The sequence below is a fragment of the Marinimicrobium sp. C6131 genome (genome assembly GCF_026153455.1).
GTDB lineage: Bacteria > Pseudomonadota > Gammaproteobacteria > Pseudomonadales > Cellvibrionaceae > Marinimicrobium.
Genome location: NZ_CP110629.1, coordinates 3,209,013 through 3,227,974, shown reverse-complemented (window position 1 = coordinate 3,227,974; position 18,962 = coordinate 3,209,013). Strand labels below are relative to the sequence as shown.

Sequence of the window (18,962 nt, the reverse complement as noted above, 5' to 3'; positions counted from 1 at the left end):
GGGCCGTCGTTGGACCGGTTGAGAGCAGAGGGACATCGAGCTGCCCGATGGGATGCGCCTCCCTGGCGGTCCGCGAGGCGTCGTCTACATTTAGACAACGTTGTCTAAATGTAGACGTCATGGCTGAATCCGTCAAAGTCATCCCGCCGCAATTGCGACCTTGATCTCGCTTTTCAGCCGTTTTTCGACGGATTGGCGTCGCTCTTGGGCTCTCCGGCGTACAAACCGGTCGTCAGTCGCGTAAAATACCGCGCCTGGCAAAGGTGGCCGGTAGCCCGATCTGAGAGGCAGACAGACCAAGATGGATTCATTGACACAAATGACCCTCGGCTCCGCCGTGGGTGTCGCGGTAATGGGCCGGCGGGTACCGGTCTGGCGCTCGGCACTGGTGGGCGCGTTTTTCGGAACCCTGCCGGACCTGGACTCGTTTGTGGACTACGGCGATCCGATCCGCAACGTCACCTATCACCGCGGTGCCAGTCATTCACTGTTCTACCTGTCTCTGCTTTCTCCCCTGTTTGCCTGGCTGATTACCCGCTGGATGCCCGCCGGGGGCTTCCGACGATGGTGGGCCGCGCTGTGGCTGATTCTGATTACCCATGTGCTGCTCGATACCATGACGGTGTACGGGACCCAGATCGGCCAGCCCTTTACCGATTATCCGTTCGGGGTGGCCAGCCTGTTTATCATCGACCCCCTGTACACGGTGCCACTGCTGGTCGGGTTGCTTCTGGCGCTGGGCGGTCGGCACCGGGCGAACCACTGGGGGTTGGCGTTGACCACGGGTTATCTGCTCTGGAGTATGGCGGCGCAGAGTTGGGCCGAAACCCGAGTCGAGCGCGAGTTGGCGGAGCGGGATTGGCCGGTCGAGCGGGTCCTGGTGACCCCCAGTGCGTTCAACACACTGCTCTGGCGGGTATTGGTCATGGCGCCGGATCACTATTACGAGGGTTTTTACGCCCTGGCCGATGGCGAGCGTGCCATTGAGTTCGATCGCTTCGAGCGGAACAGAGCGCTTTATGAATCCCTTCAGGACGATTGGGGGGTTCGGCGAATCGCCTGGTTCAGCAAAGGTTTTTTCAAGGTCAGCGAGCGGGACGGACTGGCGCGGATTACCGACCTGCGCATGGGGCAGGAGCCCTTTTACAGTTTCAACTTCGTGGTCGCCGAACGGGTGGACGGCGGATGGCAACCGGTTCCCCCGCAATTGCAGATGGAGCGCCCGGATATCGGTGCCGGCCTGCGCTGGATTGTCCGTCGGGCTCAGGGTCAACCGCTGCCTCCGCCTCGCGTGAAGACGCCTGAACGTGAGTCTTCACATACCCAGGAATCGCCCAGCAAAAGGCAATAATGTGGAACGACTGGATAAAGCTCTGGTGACCCGGGGCCTGGCGTACACCCGCAGTCAGGCCCAGCGGATGATCGAAGCCGGGCGGGTCCGCTGTCAGGTGGGCGGCGATTGGCACCTACTGAACAAGGCCAGCATCAAAGTGTCGGAAGACCAGCGACTGAAGATTGAGCCCGGTGATGAGGATCAATTTGTATCCCGGGGTGGCCTCAAGTTACGTGGCGCTCTGGCGCAGTCGGGCCTGGTGCCCGAGGGCTGGGTGGCACTGGATGTGGGCCAGTCCACGGGCGGGTTTACCGATTGTCTGTTGCAGGCCGGCGCCGCCAGGGTGGTCGGTGTGGATGTCGGTCGGGATCAGTTGGTGCCCGCTCTGAGAACGCACCCCAAGGTGGTGTTTTTTGAAGGCATCAATGCCCGGGATCTGCCCAGGGACACCCTGATGGCGGAGGCGCCAGACGGCTTTGATCTGATTGTGATGGACGTGTCTTTCATTTCCCAGACGCTCATTCTGCCCGGGTTGCCGGGACTACTGAAACCGGGCGGTCATCTGCTAAGCCTGGTCAAGCCGCAATTCGAGGTGGGTAAGGCGGGTATCGGTAAAGGCGGAATTGTGCGTGACGATCGTCTCTATATCGAGGTGGAGCAGCGAATTCGCGCCCAGTGCGAGGCGTTGGGGCTGACCGTCAATGCCTGGTTTCCGAGCCCGATTACCGGCGGTGATGGTAACCGGGAGTTTTTTGTGTCGGCCACAAAGCGACGCGGGGAGTTTTAACATTTAAACATTTTTTAGCCGATAAGACGTATAAATCTTCCCGGCGCTCCCCTATACTCCCTCGTGGTCGATACCACCTTATGCAAACGCGGCTTCTGAACAGGCATTCCCAACCGATCGCCCCAAGCTGCATGAATCATCCAAAACCATAAAGATGTGTGAGAAGGCAATGAAACAACGAGACCCCCTTTTGGGTCGCCCGCTGGTTGCGGCGTCCCTCTCCCTGTTGCTGGTGGCCTGTACGCCGGATGACAACACATCGCCGGCTCCGGAACAAGGTCAGGCGCCCGCCCAGTCTGAAGCGGTGGCTCCGCTCAGCGATACCGATGCGGCGGTGATTGCCCTGAGTGATACCGAAGCCGATTCCGCCCGCGACCGGGTGATGCGCCAGGTGAACCTTGAACCGATTGATGGCTTGACGGTGGATCTCTGGGCGTCCGAGAAGCTGCTGGCCGATCCGGTGGCGATCAGCGTGGACTATCAGGGCCGGGTGTGGGCCGCGGTGACCAACCGGAGCAACAACTCCGAGTTTGATATCCGCCGCTATCCGGACTGGGAACATTCCTCCATGACCTGGACCAGCGTCGAGGATCGGCGGGCGTTTCTGAAAGAAGAGCTCGCCCCGGAAAACAGCGGGCAGAATGCCTGGCTGGACGACCGCAACAATGACGGCTCCCGGGACTGGCGCGACCTGGCGGTGGTCAAAGAGGAAGTCATTCTCCTGCAGGACACCAGCGGTGACGGCCGGGCCAATGAAAGCCGGCGCTTCCTGAAGGACTTCCACAGCGAAGTGACCGACGTGCTCGGTGGCATTTATTACCATAATGAGCTGGATGAACTGTTTCTGGGGGTCGCTCCCAATGCCTGGCGGGTCAAAGACACCGACGGCGATCTGAGAGCCGATACCAAGCAGGCCATTTCCGATGGTTTCGCCGTGCACGTGGGTTTCAGCGGTCACGGGATGTCCGGCGTCACTCTGGGACCGGATGGCCGTATTTATTACGGAATCGGCGACATTGGTGCCAATATCACCGACGTTGATGGCAACGAGTATGCCTACCCCAACCAGGGGGTGGTCGTCCGCAGCGAGCCCGATGGCAGCAATTTTGAGGTGTTTGCCCACGGTGTGCGCAATACCCACGAATTCACCTTCGACCAATATGGCAACCTGATCACCGTCGATAACGACGGCGACCACGATGGCGAGTACGAGCGGGTGGTTTACCTGATCGATGGCTCCGACACCGGTTGGCGCACCAACTGGCAGTTGGGCAAATACAAGGACCCGAAAAACAACACCTACAAGGTGTGGATGGACGAGGATTACTTCAAACCCCGCTTTGAAGACCAGTCCGCCCACATTCTGCCCCCTATTGCCCCCTATCACGCCGGCCCCACCGGCATGGTGTACAACCCGGGCACGGCGTTGAGCGAGCGCTGGAACAACCACTTCTTCGTGGTGGAGTTTGTCGGCTCGGCGGCCCGCTCCGGCATCAACGCCTTTACCCTGGAGCCCAAAGGCGCCTCGTTCGAGCTGGCGTCAGACCAGAACATCTTCCGCGGCGTACAGGCCACCGGCCTGGACTTTGGCCCGGATGGCTCCCTGTTCATGAGCGACTGGATCGAAGGCTGGGGCCTCAACGGCAAGGGCCGTATCTGGAAAATGGATGTCACCGAAGGCGTCGATCAGGCTCAGCGGGACAATACTCAGGCACTTCTGGAAGCGAACTTCGCCGAACTGGGCGCCGATGAGCTGGTAGAGCACCTGAGCCACCCCGATATGCGTGTGCGTCAGCGTGCCCAATTGACGCTGGCGGCCCGTGAAGATCAGGCCAGCCTGCTGGAGGTCGCGCAAAACAGCGACCATCAACTGGCCCGCATTCACGCTCTCTGGGGCATTGGCCAGCTCACCCGTCAGGATCAGAGCCGTGCGGCCGTGCTGCTGCCTCTGCTGGGCGATACAGATCCCGAAATTCGTGCCCAGGTGGCCAAGGTGTTGGGAGATGTGGCCTTTGCCGATGCCCGCCCGGACCTGGCGCCCCTGCTGGCCGATGACAGTGCCCGGGTGCGGTTTTTCGCCGCCCAGGCGCTGGGTCGCATCGGCAACCCCGAGGATCAGTCGGCGGTGATTGCCATGCTGGAAGCGAACGACGATGAAGACGTCTACCTGCGTCAGGCGGGGGCGATTGCCCTGGCTCGCATGGGCGATGCCGAGACGCTGGGCAACCTGGAGACTCACGCCTCCGAAGCGGTGCGCATTGCCGCCGTGGTGGCGCTGAAACGCCTGCAGAGCCCGGAACTGGCCCGCTTCCTGGATGATACCAGTGAGTTTGTAGTGACCAACGCCGCCCGCGGCATCAGCGATGACCACTACGTGGATGAAGCGCTGCCGGCCTTGGCCGAGCTGCTGGCAACCACGGAATTTACCAATGAGCCTCTGCTGCGCCGCCTGATCAACGCCAACCTCTATGTGGGTGGCGACGCCTCGGTGGAGCGCCTGCTGGGCTTCGCCCAACGCGACGACATCGACGGGGTCCTGCGCGCCGAGGCCCTCCACACCCTGTCGGTCTGGCCGGAGAGCTCGGCCTTTGATCGGGTGACGGGGCGCCATCGCGGAGTGGTATCTCACCCGAGCGAGCAGGCCAGCGAGCCCCTGATGGCCCTGTCGAGCGAGTTGCTGCAAGATGGCAGCCCGGAGGTGCGTGCGGCCACGGCCAGTGCGCTGGCCGTGCTCGGCATCGAGGGCGCCAGCGACGCCCTGGCGGCAACGCTGAAAGACGACGCCAGCCCGATGGTTCGCGCCGCGGCTCTGGAAGCGCTGTTCACTCTGGACTACCCGGATATGGGCCAGGCGGCTCTGACCGCCACCAACGACGCCGATACCGATGTGCGCATGGCTGCGCTGGCATTGCTGCCCAGGCTGGATCTTCCGACAGAGGAGGTGGTTGAGCTGCACCGGGTATTGTTGAATAACGGCTCCCTGTCCGAGCAACAGGCCGCTTACCGCTCCTTGGCGAATGTCGATCATGCCAGTGCCCACAAGTTACTGGGGGAATCTCTGGCGGCCCTGCGCACGGGTGAGCTGCCCGCCGCCGTGCAACTGGATGTGATCGAGGCGGCTCAGGCCACCGGCAACGAGACCCTGATCGCCGAGCTGGAAGCCTACGAGGCGAGCAAGAACCGCAATAAACCCCTCGAGGTGTATCGGGAAGCCCTGGAGGGCGGCGACCCGAACGCGGGTATGAATCTGTTTCGCTACAGCAACAGTGCCCAGTGTATTCGTTGCCATATGGTCGGCCATCGCGGTGCCCGTGTCGGCCCGGACCTGACGACGATCGGTGATCAACTGACTCGTCGACAGTTGCTGGAGGCGCTGGTGGACCCGGGCGCCCGGGTTCCCGCCGGCCACGGTCGGGTGTCGGTTACGCTGGACAATGGTCAGAAGGTCAGCGGTTTCTTTGAGGCCGAGAGTCAGGACAGTATGACCATTGTCGATGGCGAGGAGCGCATTGAGGTGGCCAAGGCCGAGGTGGTGTCCACCGAGTACTCCGGCTCGGGTATGCCGCCCATGGGGCAACTGCTCAATCGCAGCCAGTTGCGCGATATCGTCGCCTACCTGGTGACCCTGCCCACCGAAGAGGAAGCCGAGGGGCACTGACCCTGAGGCGTTTTTGGCGGAGGCGCCTTCAGCTCGCCTCCGCCATCGGCACCCCTGTGGTGCCTCTCTTCAACTGATATACTCCGGTCATAGGTCTTTTTTAACGACAACAAGGTCCCTATGACCACCCCGCTACTGATTTGTGATGACTCCCTGGTCGCTCGCAAGCAAATGCTCCGCGCCCTGCCTCCCGACTGGGATGTACTGGTCAGCTTTGCCTGTGATGGCGAGGAGTGTCTACGCTACCTCGAGGCCGATCGGGGCCACATCCTGTTTCTCGATCTGAACATGCCAGTGCTGGACGGATACGCCGTGCTGCGGGAAATTCGGGCCCGTGATTGGCCGACGCTGGTGATCGTCGTCTCGGGGGATATTCAGCCGGAGGCGGAACAGCGCGTGCGGGATCTCGGCGCCGTTCAGATGATCCGCAAGCCTATGGATCCGGTGCAACTGCAAGCGGTTCTGGTGGAGTTCGGGCTCTACGATCCCTCTGAGGATCGCCGCTTGGCGGTGCACCCGGAAAGCCCCGATCGCAGTACCACCTGGCATGATGTGTTGCAGGAACAGGCCAATATCGCCATGGGCCAGGCCGGTGACTTGCTGGCCCGCTTGCTGGGGGTGTTTGTGGAGCTGTCGGTGCCAAAAGTCAGCATGCTCGCGGCCAGTGAGCTCAATATGGCGCTGACCGCTGGCAGCAGCCACCACAAGTGGTCTGGCGTCAGTCAGGGATTCGTGGGCGGAGGCCTGGGCGGGGAAGCGCTGCTCTTGTTCAGTGATAGCAGCGTGGAGGACATGAGTGCCCTGCTCGGTTATCAGGACGACAACGCGTCCCACAAAGAGCTCGAAGTCCTGATGGACCTGTCCGGCATTCTGGCGGGCGCCTTCCTGAAAGGCCTGGGGGAGCAGTTGCACCTGTCGCCGAGAATCACGCCGCCGGTGGTGCTTGGCACCCACGTCACCATGGACGATCTGCTGCACCACAATAGCCACCTCTGGGAGCAGATGCTGAGCATCGAAGTGTCCTTTGCGGTGGAAAACCACAATATTCTGGGCAATCTGTTGCTACTGTTTACCGAGGATTCGATTCCCCGGCTGCAGGAAACACTGGATTACCTGCGGCCCGATCCGGAGGGCGCTTCGTGAACCGCACCGAGTTTACCCTGAGCGATGTGCACTGGCTGATGGATCTGTTGCAGACCATCGAGGTGGGAATCGTGGTGCTCGACGGCGACAACCGGGTGCGCTCCTGGAACGGTTTTATGGAAAACCACAGCGGTATCCGCGCCGACGAGGCCCAGGGCGCGGATCTGTTTCAGCTGTTTCCGGACCTGCCCCGGGAGTGGCTGGAGCGCAAGCTGCACACGGTCCGCCTGCTGAACACCCGAACCTTCAGCGTCTGGGAGCAGCGACCCTATCTGTTCCGGTTCCGCAATCGCCGCCCGATTACCGGCACCGAAGCCTACATGTTCCAGAACATCACCTTCTTCCCGCTGACCGATCAGCGCGGCGCGGTCGAAGGGGTCTGTCTGCTGGTGTATGACGTGACCGATATGGCGAGCAGCCGACGTCAACTGGAAAAAAGCAACGCCCAGCTCAGGCGACTCAGCCAGACGGATGGACTCACCGGGTTACTGAACCGCAGTACCTGGGAGTCGTTCCTGCAGACCGAGTTTGAGCGGCATTTCCGCTACGGTTCCGAAGCGGCTCTGGTCATGCTGGACATCGACCACTTCAAACCGATCAACGACACTTACGGTCATCTCGTGGGAGACGAGGTGCTCCGGCAGGTGACCAGTCTGATCAAGTTCAACTTGCGCCAGCCGGACATTGCCGGTCGTTACGGGGGAGAAGAGTTTGCCATTATCCTCCCCGAAACCGACCTCGAGGGGGCCGAGTGCTTTGCTGAGCGGATACGCTCAGTGATCGAGCAGCAGCCGCTCAAATGCCTGGACCAAACCATCCGGGTCACCGCCAGCCTGGGTATAGCGCCCTGGAGTCTTGCCTACCAGGACGCCGACCAGTGGCTCGGGGCGGCCGATCAGGCCCTGTATGCCGCCAAGCGGGAGGGCCGTAACCAGGTGGTGATTGCGCCGTCCCCCGAATGATCTGACTCCGGTCCACTCCCGTACCCAATCCTCCAGGAGTGAATGTCGGGAGAGGCTGCCGTGCGGCGCATCGGATTGTACTGGTTCGGAGATGATTTGCGGGTATCGGATCAGCCGGGGTTGACCCGCGCCGCAGCGGAAGTGGATCAGTTGATCTGCCTGTATGTGGTGGACTCCGCCTGGTTCCGGCCAGGTTCTCTGGCGCTGACCCGGCCGTTGGGCATCCATCGGGAACGGTTTTTACTGGAAGCCTTGCGAGCTCTGGACACCAGTCTGCGCAGCCTGGGCCAGCATCTGAACGTCATCTGGGCGCGTCCGCTGGACATCGTACCGGCATTGATTTCCCGCTACAGCATCACCCACTGCTATCACAGTGATCACCCGGGCTATTACGAGCGGCGTGACTGGCAGTGGCTGCGCGACCACTATCCGCAACTGACGTTCGTCGATATTCAGAATCAGACCCTGTTCAATGCGGAGCAATTGGGATTTAGCCTGACGGATCTGCCGACAACCTTCTCGCAGTTTCGCCGGCGCGTTGAACAATGCTCCATTCCCGAATCGGACGGTTTCGTCGCGAACCTGCCGCCGAGCCCGGCGGAGGGCCGCAAGTTACCGGTTCCGCCCGAGCGCAATGGCTGCCCCTTTCGCGGCGGCGAAGACGCCGCCCGGATGCACCGGATTCGCTACTTTGACAGCGACGCGCCGGCCCACTACAAACACACCCGCAATGCGCTGGACGACTGGGCCTCCTCCACCAAGTTCTCCCCCTGGCTGGCCCGAGGCTGCCAGTCGCCGCGACAGATCAATACCGCGCTGGCGAACTACGAGCGGCACTATGGGGCGAATGAATCCACCGAGTGGATTCGGTTCGAACTGTTGTGGCGGGAATACTTTCAGTGGATGGCCCGCGCCTATGGCGCGGATCTCTATCGGTTTGGCGGCCGGCCGAGGCGCTCGCTCAATACCAGCTTTTATCCCGAGCGGTTTCGCAAATGGTGTGAGGGCGCCACGCCCTACCCGCTGGTGAATGCCGCCATGAACCAGTTGAACCGCACCGGCTATCTGTCCAATCGGGCCCGCCAGATTGTCGCCAGTGCCCTGGTCAACGAGCTGCAGGTGGATTGGCGCTATGGCGCCGCCTGGTTTGAACAGCAGTTGATTGATTACGAGGTCGGCAGCAACTGGGGCAATTGGCAATACATTGCCGGGGTGGGCGCCGACCCCCGCGGTGGTCGGCACTTCAATCTGGAGAAACAGGCCGCCCAGTTCGACCCCGACGGTGAATACGTGCGCCGATGGGGCGACAACCGCGAGCTGACCCCGCTCGATTCGGTGGATGCCGCCGACTGGCCTATTGCCCATTCGTGAGCCGAGCCTGTGAGCCAACATAGCCCGATTAATCTGGTGTGGTTGAAGCGCGACCTGCGCCTGACCGATCACGCCCCGCTTGCCGACGCCGCGACCCGACCGGAACCCCTGTTGCTGATCTACTGTTTTGAACCCGAACTGCTTGAAGACCCCCACTATGACGAGCGTCATTGGCGGTTTATCTGGCAATCCCTGGACGACATGGATCGGGTGCTGGCGCCCCTGGGTGGCAAAGTTGTTCGGCTCTGGGGATCGGTAACCGCACTGTTGGAGGCGTTGTATCGAACCCGACCGGTGGCGGGCCTGTTCAGCCATGAAGAAACCGGTCTGGCGGTGACCTTTGAACGGGATAGGGCGGTTGCGGATTGGTGTCGGGCGCGCGCTGTGCCCTGGCGGGAATTCCCGACGGGCGCCGTTCAGCGCGGCTTGCCCGATCGCCGCCGTTGGGATCGAGACTGGTCTCGGACGATGCGCGCCCCCCCGCAGGATCCCGAGCTGGAACGCATCCGGTGGGTCGTTTTGCCGGAGGATCTGGGTTCAGGTACCGCGCCCGAGTCGTGGTGCCGGGAGAATCCGGCCTTTCAGCGCGGCGGCATTCGGACCGCCCGCCAGACCCTGGCGAGTTTTCTAGAGCATCGGGGGCGGGATTACCGTCGGGCGATTTCCAGCCCCTCCGCCAGCCGTGAGCACTGTTCCCGGCTCTCGCCCTACCTCGCCTGGGGGAATCTCAGCCTGCGCCAGGTATATCAGGCCACGCTGGAGCGCCGGCAGGCGCCGGGATGGCGCTACCCCCTGACCGCGTTCAGCTCCCGATTGCACTGGCACTGCCACTTCATCCAGAAGTTCGAAAGTGAGTGCGCCATGGAACACCGGCCGGTCAACCGGGCCTACGAGGCCTTTCCCTACCGGACCGACGATCGGGTCGACGACGACCTTCAAGCCTGGTGCGAGGGCCAGACGGGCATCCCATTGGTGGATGCCTGCATGCGTTGTCTGCACCAGACCGGCTATATCAATTTCCGCATGCGTGCCATGCTGGTCAGCGTGCTGTGTCACCACTTGAACATCGATTGGCGCCGGGGCGTGACTCACCTCGCCCGTCTGTTTCTGGACTTTGAACCGGGCATCCACTATCCCCAATTCCAGATGCAGGCCGGGGTGACGGGCATCAACACCATCCGCATCTACAACCCGGTCCGCCAGTCGGAGGAGCAGGATGCCGAGGGCGTCTTCATCCGTCGATGGTTGCCGGAGTTGGCCGAGTTGCCGGTGCCGTTGCTTCATCGTCCCTGGGAGCGGGCACCGATGGAGCGCTTGATGTTCGATCTGTCCTACCCGGAACCGATTCTGGACGTGACCCAGGCGGCCCGGTCCGCCCGGGAGCGTCTGTGGAGCTGGCGAAGCCGGGACGAGGTGAGGCGCGAAGGCCAGCGTGTGTTGGGGCGCCACGTGCGACCCTCCTAGGGGACACGCCTTGACGATCCCCGGGGGAGCCTGTACGTTTATCCAGATTCGAGGCGCTTCCGGCCTGAAAATGGACACAAAAACCGGTACACTGTTGCGCTCGATTTACGGCATCAGAACCCCCAGTCACCAACCAGCGACCTGCCCATGGATGTATCCGCCCTGCTTAACGATCTGAACGACGCCCAGCGCGAGGCCGTCTCCGCTCCCGCCCATAACCAGTTGATTCTGGCCGGTGCGGGTAGTGGCAAGACCCGGGTGCTGGTGCACCGGATCGCCTGGCTGATTCAGGTTGAGCAGGTCTCGCCCTACTCCATCATGGCGGTCACCTTTACCAACAAGGCGGCGCGGGAAATGCGCGCGCGCCTGGAAACCCTGCTGTCTGACACCGGCCAGCCGGTGAACACCCGCAGCATGTGGGTGGGGACCTTCCACGGTCTGGCGCACCGCTTGCTCAAGGCGCACTGGCAGGATGCCGGATTGCCCCAGAATTTCCAGATTCTCGATAGCGACGATCAGCTGCGTCTGATCAAACGGGTATACCAGCGCCTGGAACTGGATGAATCCAAATGGCCGTTCCGTCAGGCCCAGTGGTTCATCAATGGTCAGAAAGACGAAGGCCTGCGTCCGCAGCACATCCCGGACAGCGGCGATCCGTTTATCCGCACCATGCTGATGATCTACCGCGCCTATGAGGAGGACTGCCAGCGCAGTGGCTTGGTGGATTTTGCCGAGCTGTTGCTGCGTGCCCATGAACTCTGGTTGCACAAGCCCCACATCCTCGAACACTACCAACGCCGTTTTCCGTTCGTCCTGGTGGACGAGTTTCAGGACACCAACAGTATTCAGTACGCCTGGCTGCGGGTGCTCGCCGGGACGACGGCCAAGGTCACCGCCGTGGGCGACGATGACCAGTCCATTTACGGTTGGCGCGGTGCGCGGATTGAAAATATCCAGCGCTTTACCGACGACTTTCCGGGTACCCAGACCATCCGCCTGGAACAGAACTACCGTTCCACCGGCACCATCCTGAAGGCGGCCAATGCGGTGATTGCCAACAACTTTGGCCGCCTGGGCAAACAGCTGTGGACCGAGGGGGACGATGGCGAGCCGATCGCGTTGTACGCCGCGTTCAACGAACAGGATGAAGCCCGGTTTATCGTCGAGCGCATCGAAGATTGGGTCAAGCAGGGCAACAGCTACTCCAGCTCTGCCATTCTGTATCGCTCCAACGCCCAGTCCCGGGTGCTGGAAGAAGCGCTGTTGCGCGAGGGCATTGCCTATCGCATCTATGGCGGCCAGCGATTCTACGAGCGCCTGGAAATCAAAAACGCCCTGGCCTATATGCGGTTGATTGCCAACCCCGATGACGATGCGGGTTTCGAGCGGGTAATCAATACGCCCACCCGGGGTATTGGCGGCAAAACCCTGGATGCGATCCGCGAGTGCGCCCGGAATCAGAACCTGTCCCTGTGGCAGGCCTCGGCACAGATCATTGCCAACAATGCCCTGCCCGCCCGGGCGGCGAATGCGCTCAAAGGCTTTATGCAGCTGATCGACTCGCTTGCCGATCACAGTACGGAAAAGCCCCTGGATGAAGTCGCCCAGTTGGTGCTGGACGAAACCGGGCTGCTGGAGTTTCACCGCAGGGAAAAAGGTGAAAAAGGTCAGGCCCGGGAAGAGAATCTGCAGGAGCTGGTCAATGCCTGCCGGGTGTTCGATGCCGCCGAGGACGATGAGTTGTCGGTGTTGCAGCAATTTCTGGACACCGCCGCACTGGATGCCGGCGAAACCCAGGCGGATGAGTTTGAAGACGCGGTTCAATTGATGACCCTGCACTCGGCCAAGGGCCTGGAGTTTCCGCTGGTGTTTCTGGCCGGGGTGGAAGAGAATCTGTTCCCGCACAAAATGTCCATGGAGGACCCGGACCGACTCGAGGAAGAGCGGCGCCTGTGCTATGTGGGTATCACCCGCGCCATGGAAAAACTCTACATCAGCTACGCCGAAACCCGTCGCCTGTACGGCGCGGAAACCTTCAACGCCCTGTCCCGCTTCGTGCGGGAAATTCCGGCGGAACTGATTCACGAAGTGCGCCTGAAAACCACCGTCACCCGGCCCATGGGCTATGGTAAGGGCGATTACGGCCGGGCCAATAACGTCAGCCTGACCGATTCCGGTGAAGACACCGGGTTTCATTTGGGCCAACGGGTCAGCCACGGCGTATTCGGCGAAGGTGTTATCCTGCACTTTGAAGGCCAGGGGGCCCACGCCCGGGTCCAGGTCAACTTTGACGATGAAGGCAGCAAGTGGTTGGTGCTGCAATACGCTAAACTGACACCCATGTAGGGCAGGCCTGTCCTGCCAAAAAACCATAACAATACGCGCAAACACTATGACGACGACTCAAAAACCGCACTGGTCCCCGCTGATCATCCTGACGCTGGTTGCCCTGGTGGCAATCCTGTTTTCCCTGTTGGTCATGGAAAAGGCCACTGACAAGGTGGCAGTGATGGTCGATGGCGAAGTGCAGGAGCAGCGCATTTACCGCTGGCGTATGGTCACCACCTGGCCCAAGGACTTTCCCGGCCTGGGCACCACCGCGCAGGAATTTGCCAATATGGTGCAATCCATGAGCGGCGGCCGTTTGCAGATCCGTGTCTACGGCGCCGGGGAAATCGTGCCCGCCATGGGGGTGTTTGATGCGGTGTCGGATGGCAGTGCAGAAATGGGCCATGGTGGCAGCTACTACTGGCGTGGCAAGGCCCCCGCCGCACAGTTTTTTACCACCATTCCGTTTGGGATGAACGCGCAGGAAATGAACGCCTGGTTGCATCACGGCGGCGGCCTGGAATTGTGGCGCGAAGTCTACGCGCCCTTCAATATCATTCCCTTTCCCGGCGGCAACACCGGCATTCAGATGGCCGGCTGGTTCAACAAGGAGATCAACAATATTGAGGACCTGCGCGGGCTGAAAATGCGTATTCCGGGGCTGGCGGGGGATGTGTTTAATCGCGCCGGTGGCAGCTCAGTGAATATCCCCGGCGGCGAACTCTATACCTCATTGCAGACGGGGGTGATCGACGCCGCCGAATGGGTGGGGCCGTCCAACGATCAGGCCTTCGGCTTTGATCAGATCGCCCGGTATTACTACTACCCGGGTTGGCAGGAGCCGGGTTCGACCCTGGAGCTGTTGGTCAACAAGCCCGCCTTCGAGGCGTTACCGAAAGACCTTCAGGCCATCGTTACCCACGCGGCACGCGCGGCCAACCAGGACATGCTGGACCAATACACCGCCCGCAATCCCCGGGCGCTGAACGATATGGTCGCCAAGGAGGGGACGGAACTGCGGCGCCTGCCGGATGATGTGATTCAACGCCTGTACACGCTCTCACGCGACATTTTTCAGGAGCAGGCTGAACGGGATCCGCTATTCCGTAAAGTGTGGAATTCCTATCGGGCATTCCTGGCGGAGGTGACGGACTACCACAAAATCACCGAGCACACCTACTACGATGTTCGGGAGCAGGTGCAAAAAGACACGGCGAGCGCCGGCGAAGGGAACGATTGAGTGTGCCTTGGCCGGAGCGGGAGGTAACCCCTTGACCGGCCGCCAGCGCCACTGGGCGCTCAGTTTGCTCTGGTTGTATGCCTCGATGGCGGCGGCGGTTGCGCCTTCGAATCCTCCCGAAAAGCGGCTGGAAGTCGGACTCGGGGTGGGTGCCCTGGTGACGCCGGATTATCGTGGCTCCAAAACCTACCGGAATTACGTGGCTCCCGTGCCCTATGTGATCTATCGGGGCAAAATCCTACGCTCTGATCGCGAAGGTGTGCGCAGCGATCTGTTCCGCAGTGATCAGTTGGAGTTTACCCTCAGTCTGGCTGCTTCCATCCAGCCAGACAGCGATAAAAACGAGCGACGCGTCGATATGCCGGGCCTGGATTCTACGCTTGAGTTGGGACCGGCGCTGAACATCAATGTGACCGGTGATACCCTTCGGGAAAAGTGGATGTTGACCTTGCCGGTGCGGGCGGTGATCACCCTGGGACAGGGCTCGCCGGAACACATTGGTTGGTTGGCCGAGCCACAGTTGTCCTATCGTTTTCGGCGCGGCTCGTGGAACTGGACCTTTCGGATGGGCCCGTCTTTCGCCAGCAACGACTACCACGAATACTATTATGGCGTCGAATCGAGCCATGTCCGGCCCGATCGCCCGCGGTACGATGCCCGGGGCGGCTACAGTGGCTTGAATACCCAACTGGCGGTGAGTCGCCGTACCGATAAACTCTGGTACGGGTTCTTCGTGCGTTATTACAATCTCAACGGAGCCCATTTTATGGACAGTCCGCTGGTGGAGGTCGATCAGGGGGGCAGCGGTGGTTTTGCGATCACTTGGATTCTGTACTGATCAATCTGTTTGGCCCGGCAGCAAGCAATGCGGAGGCGGCAGTGACCGCCTCCGCAACGGGCTTACTGACGAACCCCTTCGACGTGCAGTTCCAGATGAACCACGCGAGAAGCGGGGCCCAGGTCATAGTCGATGCCAAAGTCCTTGAGGGTCAGCTCGGCTTCGCCTTCAAAGCCTACCCGATAGCCACCCCAGGGGTCTTCGCCTTCGCCGACCTTCTCGACCTCAATGGTGATTTCCTTGGTGACGCCGTGCAGGGTCAGGTCGCCCACGACATCAAACTCTTCGCCATTGTCTTCGACATTCTCAATACGCTTGCTGACAAACTTGGCTTCGCCGTGTTTGTCGGTGCTCAGAAAATCATCGCTGCGCAGGTGTTTATCCCGCTCGGCGTGATTGCTGTCGATGCTGCTGGTGTCGACCGTGACGGTAATTTGGCTGTCTTCCACCTTGTCCGCGTCGTAGCTGAAGCGGCCTTCAAAGTCGTTAAAACGACCGGTCAGCCAACTGTAACCCAGGTGCTGAATTTTGAAATTGATGGCGGCGTGAGCGCCTTCGGTATCGATCACATAGTCGGCGGCCATGGCCGGAACGCTGGCCAAACCAATACTGCTCAGAGTCAATGCGGCGAGGGTCTTTTTCATGGTCTTACTCCTTAACGGTTGAGAAACAAAAGTGGCTTACGGGTTGGGATCGGATTTACCGGGACGAAGCATACGCAGCAGGGTCCGATCCCGGATCACAAAATGGTGCCAGAGCGCCGCCCCGGCGTGGGCGAGCGCCAGAAGAATCAGTAACCAGGCGGCGATTTCGTGGATCTCGCCCGCCAGATCGACGCCGTCGGAGCTCAGCTGCCAAGTGGCTGGAATACTGAACAGGTCAAAAAAATCTGCGGGATCGCCTTTGGCGGTATTGATGAGATAGCCGGTTACTACCATAACCACCATCAACAGGTACAGGAGGTGCTTCATGGCGGCCGCCCCGATCCGGATTCTGCGGCTGTGGTTGGGTAGCGGCTGCGGGTTGCCCCGCTGGCTGACCCGCCATCCGATTCGCACAACCAACAACATGGCCAGCAACAGCCCGAGGCTGACATGCAGTTTGGGGAGTTCGTGATAGCCTTTGTCGTAGTAAGTCAGGTCGACCATGTAGAATCCGATGCCAAAAATGGCAATGACCAGTAGTGCAGACAGCCAGTGCACCGTAATGGACAACCAGCCGTAACGTTGGGCGTCATCTTTAATCATGGACCTGTCTTCCTTCAACCGACTTTCACGAACCAATTTGGCCCTTAAAAACTAGCAGAATACTGTAAAGGCAGCGGTTAAGATTTGTTAGTAAAGTCCTGTAAGCGCGGAATTCTGGAAGGGTTGGGCGGGCGCGACTGTAAAGTCGCGCATCCTGGGAGCTGGGTTACTTCGGTACCGGCCGGGTCCGGCCATTGTCATCGATGGCGACGTAAACGAATTCGCCCTCAGTGACTTTGGTCATTTCGCGATTACCGCACTCCTTGATCCAGACCTCGATCAGAGTGCGAATGGAGGTACGCCCCACGTCCAGTGTACTGGCATAAACACTGACGGTGGCGCCTACGGGCACCGGCCGCAAAAACACCATGCTTCCCACGGCCACCGTTGTAACCCGTCCTTTGGCCACTTCCTGGGCGAGAATTGCGCCACCCAGATCCATTTGGGTCATCAGCCAGCCACCGAAAATATCGCCGTAGGGATTGGTGTCGGCGGGCATGGACAGGGTTTGCAGAGTCAACTCACCGTGGGGGGTGGGATCCTCATCAATGCCTTGCATGGCCATGAACTCAGTACCTCTGATTCAATAATAGAACGCTGATTTTACAGGGATAGTTGCTGCGGTAGCCAGGTGGCAAGCCCAGGCCATAACGCCAGAGCACAGAGTACCAGCAATTGCAGCACAATAAACGGAATCACGCCACGATACAGGGCACTGGTGGCCACCGAGGAGGGCGCTACGCCACGCAGGTAGAACAGTGCGAAACCAAACGGCGGGGTCAGGAAAGAGGTCTGCAGGTTCAGGGCAATCATGATGCCCAACCAGATGGGGTCGACCCCCATGGCCAGCAGCACCGGGCCCACAATGGGTACAACCACAAAGGTGATTTCGATAAAGTCGAGAATAAAGCCCAGCAGAAATATGATCACCATCACCACCAGCATGGCGGTGAATACCCCGCCCGGCAGTTGATGGAAGAAACCTTCCACCAGCTCTTCCCCACCGAAACCCCGGAACACCAGGGAAAATAACGAGGCGCCGATCAGAATCGTGAAAATCATGGCGCTGGTCATGGTCGTGCTGCGGGCCACGTCCTTGAGCCGGGCGATATCCAGCTTGCCTTTGAACAGGGCCAGTAGCGCAGCGCCGAGCGCGCCTACCCCGGCCGCTTCGGTCGGTGTCGCAATGCCCAACAGGATAGAGCCCAGTACCAGAATGATCAGCGCCGATACCGGCACCAGGCTGAGCCACAGACGACCGGTGGAGATCGGGCCGTCGCTGGGTGCTGCGGGCGCGAGCACCGGCCGCCAACGGGCGATCAAGAGCATGTACAGCAGGTAGAGACTCACCAGTACCAGACCGGGAATCAGAGCGCCGACAAACAGATCGCCGACCGAGAGCGTATCGGGGCTGAATACACCTTGGGCCAGTTGCGCCCGCTGGTAGGCGTTGGAGAGGACATCGCCAAGCAGTACCAAAGCGATGGACGGCGGAATGATCTGCCCCAGGGTTCCCGTGGCGCAGATGGTGCCGGCGGCGAGCGATGGGTGGTAGCCCTGGCGCAACATGGTGGGCAGGGAAATCAGCCCCATGGTCACCACGGTGGCTCCGACGATTCCGGTACTGGCGGCGAGCAGTGCACCGACAATAATCACCGATAAACCCAGTCCCCCGGGCAGGCTGCGGCAGGCGCGGCTCATGTTCTCCAGCAGTTCCTCCGCCAGCCGGGACTTCTCCAGCAGGGTGCCCATAAACACAAACAGAGGCACGGCTACCAGCGTGTAATTGGCCATGATTCCGTAGATTCGACTGGGAAAGGTGCGCAACAGGTTGGGCTCAAATACGCCGGTCACGATGCCGAACCCGGCGAAAACCAATGCAACGCCGGCCAGGGTAAAGGCCACCGGGTAGCCGAGCATCAACACCGCGCAGACTGCGGCGAACATCAGTAGAGGAATCAGTTCGATCAGCATTCCTCCTCTCCCGATTCGTCTGCCGTCGTGCCGTCGGGGGCGGCGTAGCCCATCAGTCGCAGCAGGTTGCGCAGCACCTCAGCGACCGCTTGCAACAGCAGGCTCGCGGCCAGTAGGGGGATCAGACTCTTAAGCAGATAAACCCAGGGCAGACCGCCCGAGTCGGCAGAGACTTCCCGGATACGCCAGGCACTGCGGACGAAGTCCTGGCTGATCCAGCCAATGAAGAGGGCCAGCGGAATGAGAAACACAAGGCTGCCCAGGGCATCTACCCAGGCACGCGCCTCGGGGCTGAAGCGACGGTAGAGAATATCGACCCGAACCTGTTTATGGTGTTTGAGCGCGTAGCCCGCCCCGAGCATAAAGAGCGCGGCGTGCATGTAGGTGACGGACTCCTGCAGTGCCACCGAACCCTGTCCCAGCCCGTAGCGCAATAACACGACGGCGCAGGTAATACCGACCATAACCGGGGCCAGCCAAGCGACGGTGCGACCCAGCCCTTCGGTACAGGCATCAAGTCCGCGAATGAGGGCGCGAATGAGGGCGGGTGGCGGAGGAGTCTGGGCGTCTTCAGGCATTATGATTATAGGGTTGAGAAAGCGTCGAAGCGCGCAGTA

15 protein-coding genes are annotated in these 18,962 nt (G+C 60.8%); 10 read left to right on the top strand and 5 right to left on the bottom strand.

Annotation, left to right across the window (positions count from 1 at the left end):
- Nucleotides 1-301: 301 nt before the first annotated feature.
- The 10 genes from OOT55_RS13815 (at nt 302) to OOT55_RS13770 (ending at nt 15,124) form a co-directional block, all read left to right on the top strand.
- The gene (locus OOT55_RS13815; protein WP_265366432.1) at nt 302-1,351 is read left to right on the top strand and encodes a metal-dependent hydrolase; all 1,050 of its coding nucleotides are present in this window, start codon (nt 302-304) and stop codon (nt 1,349-1,351) included.
- Nucleotide 1,352: 1 nt separating this feature from the next.
- Entirely contained in the window at nt 1,353-2,120 is a 768-nt protein-coding gene (locus tag OOT55_RS13810; protein ID WP_265366431.1) for a TlyA family RNA methyltransferase, read from the top strand.
- Between the two features lie 169 nt (nt 2,121-2,289).
- Entirely contained in the window at nt 2,290-5,778 is a 3,489-nt protein-coding gene (locus tag OOT55_RS13805) for a HEAT repeat domain-containing protein (protein WP_265366430.1), read from the top strand.
- Between the two features lie 120 nt (nt 5,779-5,898).
- Entirely contained in the window at nt 5,899-6,921 is a 1,023-nt protein-coding gene (locus tag OOT55_RS17790; RefSeq protein ID WP_322113812.1) for a response regulator, read from the top strand.
- On the top strand, nt 6,918-7,883 hold the full coding sequence (locus OOT55_RS13795; protein ID WP_265366429.1) for a sensor domain-containing diguanylate cyclase: 966 nt from the start codon (nt 6,918-6,920) through the stop codon (nt 7,881-7,883). The genes OOT55_RS17790 and OOT55_RS13795 overlap by 4 nt, the downstream gene beginning before the upstream one ends.
- A 42-nt stretch (nt 7,884-7,925) precedes the next feature.
- Nucleotides 7,926-9,254 carry a DASH family cryptochrome gene (locus tag OOT55_RS13790; RefSeq protein WP_265366428.1) on the top strand — a complete coding sequence of 443 codons (1,329 nt, stop codon included), beginning with the start codon at nt 7,926-7,928 and terminating at the stop codon, nt 9,252-9,254.
- Nucleotides 9,255-9,263: 9 nt separating this feature from the next.
- On the top strand, nt 9,264-10,718 hold the full coding sequence (locus tag OOT55_RS13785; RefSeq protein WP_265366427.1) for a cryptochrome/deoxyribodipyrimidine photo-lyase family protein: 1,455 nt from the start codon (nt 9,264-9,266) through the stop codon (nt 10,716-10,718).
- A 147-nt stretch (nt 10,719-10,865) separates the two neighbouring features.
- A complete protein-coding gene (gene uvrD / locus OOT55_RS13780) occupies nt 10,866-13,064 on the top strand; it encodes a DNA helicase II (RefSeq protein ID WP_265366426.1) in 2,199 nt (732 codons plus the stop codon).
- A gap of 46 nt (nt 13,065-13,110) precedes the next feature.
- Nucleotides 13,111-14,286, top strand: coding sequence for a TRAP transporter substrate-binding protein (locus tag OOT55_RS13775; RefSeq protein WP_265366425.1), 1,176 nt, complete (start codon nt 13,111-13,113; stop codon nt 14,284-14,286).
- Between the two features lie 31 nt (nt 14,287-14,317).
- Nucleotides 14,318-15,124, top strand: coding sequence for a MipA/OmpV family protein (locus OOT55_RS13770; protein ID WP_265366424.1), 807 nt, complete (start codon nt 14,318-14,320; stop codon nt 15,122-15,124).
- Nucleotides 15,125-15,186: 62 nt separating this feature from the next.
- Here the strand turns inward: OOT55_RS13770 and OOT55_RS13765 are convergent, their stop codons facing one another.
- The 5 genes from OOT55_RS13765 to OOT55_RS13745 all read right to left on the bottom strand — a co-directional run bounded on the left by OOT55_RS13765 (nt 15,187) and on the right by OOT55_RS13745 (nt 18,923).
- Nucleotides 15,187-15,768 carry a YceI family protein gene (locus tag OOT55_RS13765; RefSeq protein ID WP_265366423.1) on the bottom strand — a complete coding sequence of 194 codons (582 nt, stop codon included), beginning with the start codon at nt 15,766-15,768 and terminating at the stop codon, nt 15,187-15,189.
- A 36-nt stretch (nt 15,769-15,804) separates the two neighbouring features.
- Nucleotides 15,805-16,371, bottom strand: a complete 567-nt coding sequence (locus OOT55_RS13760) for a cytochrome b (protein ID WP_265366422.1) — start codon at nt 16,369-16,371, stop codon at nt 15,805-15,807.
- 166 nt (nt 16,372-16,537) lie between these two features.
- Entirely contained in the window at nt 16,538-16,930 is a 393-nt protein-coding gene (locus OOT55_RS13755; RefSeq protein ID WP_265366421.1) for an acyl-CoA thioesterase, read from the bottom strand.
- A 44-nt stretch (nt 16,931-16,974) separates the two neighbouring features.
- A complete protein-coding gene (locus tag OOT55_RS13750) occupies nt 16,975-18,345 on the bottom strand; it encodes a TRAP transporter large permease (RefSeq protein WP_416140961.1) in 1,371 nt (456 codons plus the stop codon).
- Nucleotides 18,339-18,923 (bottom strand): TRAP transporter small permease subunit, encoded by a 585-nt coding sequence (locus tag OOT55_RS13745; protein WP_265366420.1) that lies wholly within the window; start codon nt 18,921-18,923, stop codon nt 18,339-18,341. Before OOT55_RS13745 ends, OOT55_RS13750 begins: the two co-directional genes overlap by 7 nt.
- Nucleotides 18,924-18,962 lie beyond the last annotated feature (39 nt).